The organism is Marinobacter bryozoorum (genome assembly GCF_023156245.1).
Lineage (GTDB): Bacteria > Pseudomonadota > Gammaproteobacteria > Pseudomonadales > Oleiphilaceae > Marinobacter > Marinobacter bryozoorum.
Window position 1 is genome coordinate 1 of sequence record NZ_JAKZAH010000082.1, and the last position, 3,405, is coordinate 3,405.

A 3,405-nucleotide genomic window follows, 5' to 3' on the forward strand; every position below is an offset into this window, starting at 1 on the left:
CCTTCGCCACCGCGCCTAGCTCTCAAGGCTCTCAGTGGCTCAGTAGATCAGCGAATTAACCAAACGGGACACTAGTGCCCGGGAGGGACCCTGCGGAAGTTTCTGCCGCGCAGGCTCCTGGCAGCTTTTAGCGACATATCATTGGCCCCCATTGGCGTTTATCCTGGGTTGGCTATACTTGTCTGTAACGGCAGGCTCCAGGGCGTATAGTAAAGCCACCGCGGAAGGAGTGGTAAGCCCTGGGGCTCCATTCCGTTTCAGCGACTAACAATGATGATCAAGGAGCAGAACATGAAAAAACTGATCGCAGGTGCCATCCTTCTCGGCGCATCCAGCATGGCCTTCGCACAACCGGGCTGTGGTGTTGGCGCCATGATCTGGAAGGGGCAGTCAGGTATTGCGCCCCACATACTGGCGGCAACCACCAACGGCATTTTTGGCAACCAGACCTTCGGTATGACCACCGGCACCCTCGGCTGCCAGACCAACCAGTCTGTCCAGTCCATGGCGATGTACATGGACAGCAACATCGACAAGGTCGCCCGGGACATGTCCCGCGGCTCTGGTGAAAACCTGGAAACCCTGGCCGTCCTGCTGGGCGTTGACGAAGCCGACCGCGGCGAGTTCAGCCAGCTTCTGCAGGACAACTTCGCTACCATCTTCCCGTCTTCTGACACCACTTCTGACCAGGCGGTGGATGCCATCGTCGCACTTCTCGAGCGAAACGAGCGCCTGAGCAAGTACGTCGCCTGATCCTTCAGCCCTCAGCGGCAGCCTGCCATTCGGGCAGGCTGCCTACCCCCTACCGAGGGCGCCACGCCAACCGTTCACCCACACGACCCCTTGCTGCATGCCAACCCGCACCTTGCCAGCCCTGATTGTCGGGCTATCGCTTTGTACCACGACCCAGGCAGGCCTGCCTGACACGACCACCCGACTTGCCAACTCGGATGCCTGGTTAACACTGGGACACTATCACCCGGATACCCTGGGGTCGGGTTACACCAGCCAGGCCGATGATGACAGCTTCTTCCTGAGCCCGGATGGCAAGGCCGACCCGGAGGCCGAGCTACGAGCCACCATCGAGGCCATCACCCGACCGGCTACGGCAAACGACAACGATCACGCTCGTTGCGAGTTTCCGGCACGGGACGCATGGATCCGCTCCCACCTGTCACTCCCGGAACCGGAGGTGAAGTGTTCCGCTTTCAACGAATGGAAAGCCGAACTCAATACCGAGGCAGTCACCCTGGTCTTTGCCGCCTCGTACCTCAACAGTCCCTCCTCCATGTTCGGGCATACCTTTCTGAGGCTGGACCCGCCACGGCAGGATGGCGATACCAACCTGTTGCTGGCGAACACCATTTCCTACGCCGCAGACGCAGCCGAGCATGACAACGAAATCCTGTTTGCCTACCGTGGCATCGTCGGAGGCTACCCCGGTATCACCTCAGTGCAGCCCTATTACGAGATGATCAAGGTCTATTCGGACATCGAGAACCGGGATCTCTGGGAATACCGGCTCAACCTTGCCCCGGAGGAAGTGGAGCAGATGCTGGCCCATACCTGGGAGATCCAGGATCGCAACTTCGACTACTATTTCTTCGATGAAAACTGTGCCTACCGCCTGCTCGCGCTGATTGATGTGGCCCGACCTGGCACGCAACTGCTGGATGAAGTCAGCACCCACGCGATTCCGTCGGACACCATTCGCTGGGTTGTGGACCGGAACCTGGTCGACGAGATCCACTACCGACCTTCCGCGGCTACCCGCGTTAACCATTTCCTCGACGAATTGAGCGCCGACGAACGTCAGCTGGCCGCAGCCATCGCTAATGGCTACGTGGCGGTAGACGACAAGGAAGTGCAATCTCTCGCGCCCCCGGCACAGGCGCGAGTCCTCGACGCAACCTACGACTATGTCCGCCACCAGGCCCAGGCAGAAGAATGGCCCCGGGACTTCGCAGCCCCTCTCTCCCATGAGCTGCTGATGGCCCGCAGCCGGCTGCAGGGCCAAGCTCCCCTTACTCCGCCTGAACGGCCCGACGTTCGCGACGACCAGGGCCATGACACCATGCGGCTGGGTGTGGGCACAGGCAACACCGGCGAACGCCATTACAGCGAGCTTTCCGTTCGGGCGGCCTACCATGACCTGCTTGACCCACCCGCCGGCTATCGCCCTGGTGCGCAGCTTCAATTCCTGAGAATCGACGCCCGCCTTTACCACAAGAACCAGGAACTTCAGCTGGAAAACCTGGTGGGTGTGGAAATCCGCTCCCTGACACCACGGGACGATTTTTTCAAGCCCCTGTCCTGGCAGGTCGGCTTTGGCGGCCGCCGCACAGCACTGGAAGGGGGCGAGCGGGCGTTCACGCCGTACCTGGATGGCGGGGCAGGCGGTACCTGGAGAATCACCGACCGGATACAGGGCCTGGCCATGCTGACCGGAGACCTGGAAATCAGCAAGCACCTGTCACGGGGCTACGACATCGCCCCCGGTGCCGACCTCGCCCTGCTTCGCCAGGCCGACAGGCTCAGCCTGATCACCGGTTTGCGTACCAGGTCGTGGATAGTCAGCGACCATCACCGGGAACATGAGCTTTACCTGCACGGCGCATGGCACATTGCCCGGGATTACAGCATCGACGCCCGCATCAGCCGAAACCACCACTACGACAGGTACCAAACCTTATGGAACCTCGGATTCCACGCTTTCTTCTGATTCCGGCGATTGCTGCGATGGCAGCCTTTCAGGCCGGTTGCAGCGGTTTCTTCTTCTATCCGGACCAGCAGGTGTATGTCACCCCTGACCGCCTTGAACTGGCCTATGAAGACGTTTGGCTGGACACTCCCGACGGCGAACGCCTCCATGGTTGGTGGTTACCCGCGCAGGGCGAGCCGCTGGGCGATGTCTACTTTCTCCACGGCAACGCCCAGAACATCAGCAGCCATGTATTTAACGTCGCCTGGCTACCTGAGGCGGGTTACAACGTCTTTCTACCTGACTACCGGGGGTACGGCAGGTCCACCGGAACCGCGGACCTGGAGGGTGCCCTGCAGGACGCAGAGACGGGGCTACGCTGGCTCGGCGTCCGTGTCGGGGACAGCCAACGCCCACTGTACCTGCTGGGACAGAGCCTCGGCGGCGCCCTGGCGATCACCCTCGCAAGCGAGTGGGTCCCCCGAAAGGAAACCCCCGGGCTTACGGCCGTTATTGCGGATAGTGCATTTTCCGGCTTCCGGGCGATTGCCAGGGAAAAACTCGGCGGGTTCTGGCTTACCTGGCCTTTCCAGGCTCCCCTGAGCTGGACCATCCCGGATGAATACGTGCGTAAACCGCTGAAGGTTGCCACCCATTCCACGTGAAGCCTGCCACCCGGACCGGAGCAAGGCTGCCACCCATCG

General features: G+C 61.2%; 2 protein-coding genes and 1 pseudogene. All 3 read left to right on the forward strand.

Annotated features, from left to right (window positions below):
• The first annotated feature begins 291 nt into the window (after positions 1-291).
• Entirely contained in the window at positions 292-753 is a 462-nt protein-coding gene (locus MLC59_RS19490; RefSeq protein WP_248237263.1) for a DUF3015 domain-containing protein, read from the forward strand.
• A gap of 97 nt (positions 754-850) precedes the next feature.
• Positions 851-2,722 (forward strand): Lnb N-terminal periplasmic domain-containing protein, encoded by a 1,872-nt coding sequence (locus tag MLC59_RS19495; protein ID WP_248237264.1) that lies wholly within the window; start codon positions 851-853, stop codon positions 2,720-2,722.
• Positions 2,692-3,327: pseudogene (locus MLC59_RS19500) on the forward strand (alpha/beta hydrolase); the annotation flags it as partial. The gene MLC59_RS19495 and the pseudogene MLC59_RS19500, both read left to right, overlap by 31 nt.
• Between the last annotated feature and the right edge of the window lie 78 nt (positions 3,328-3,405).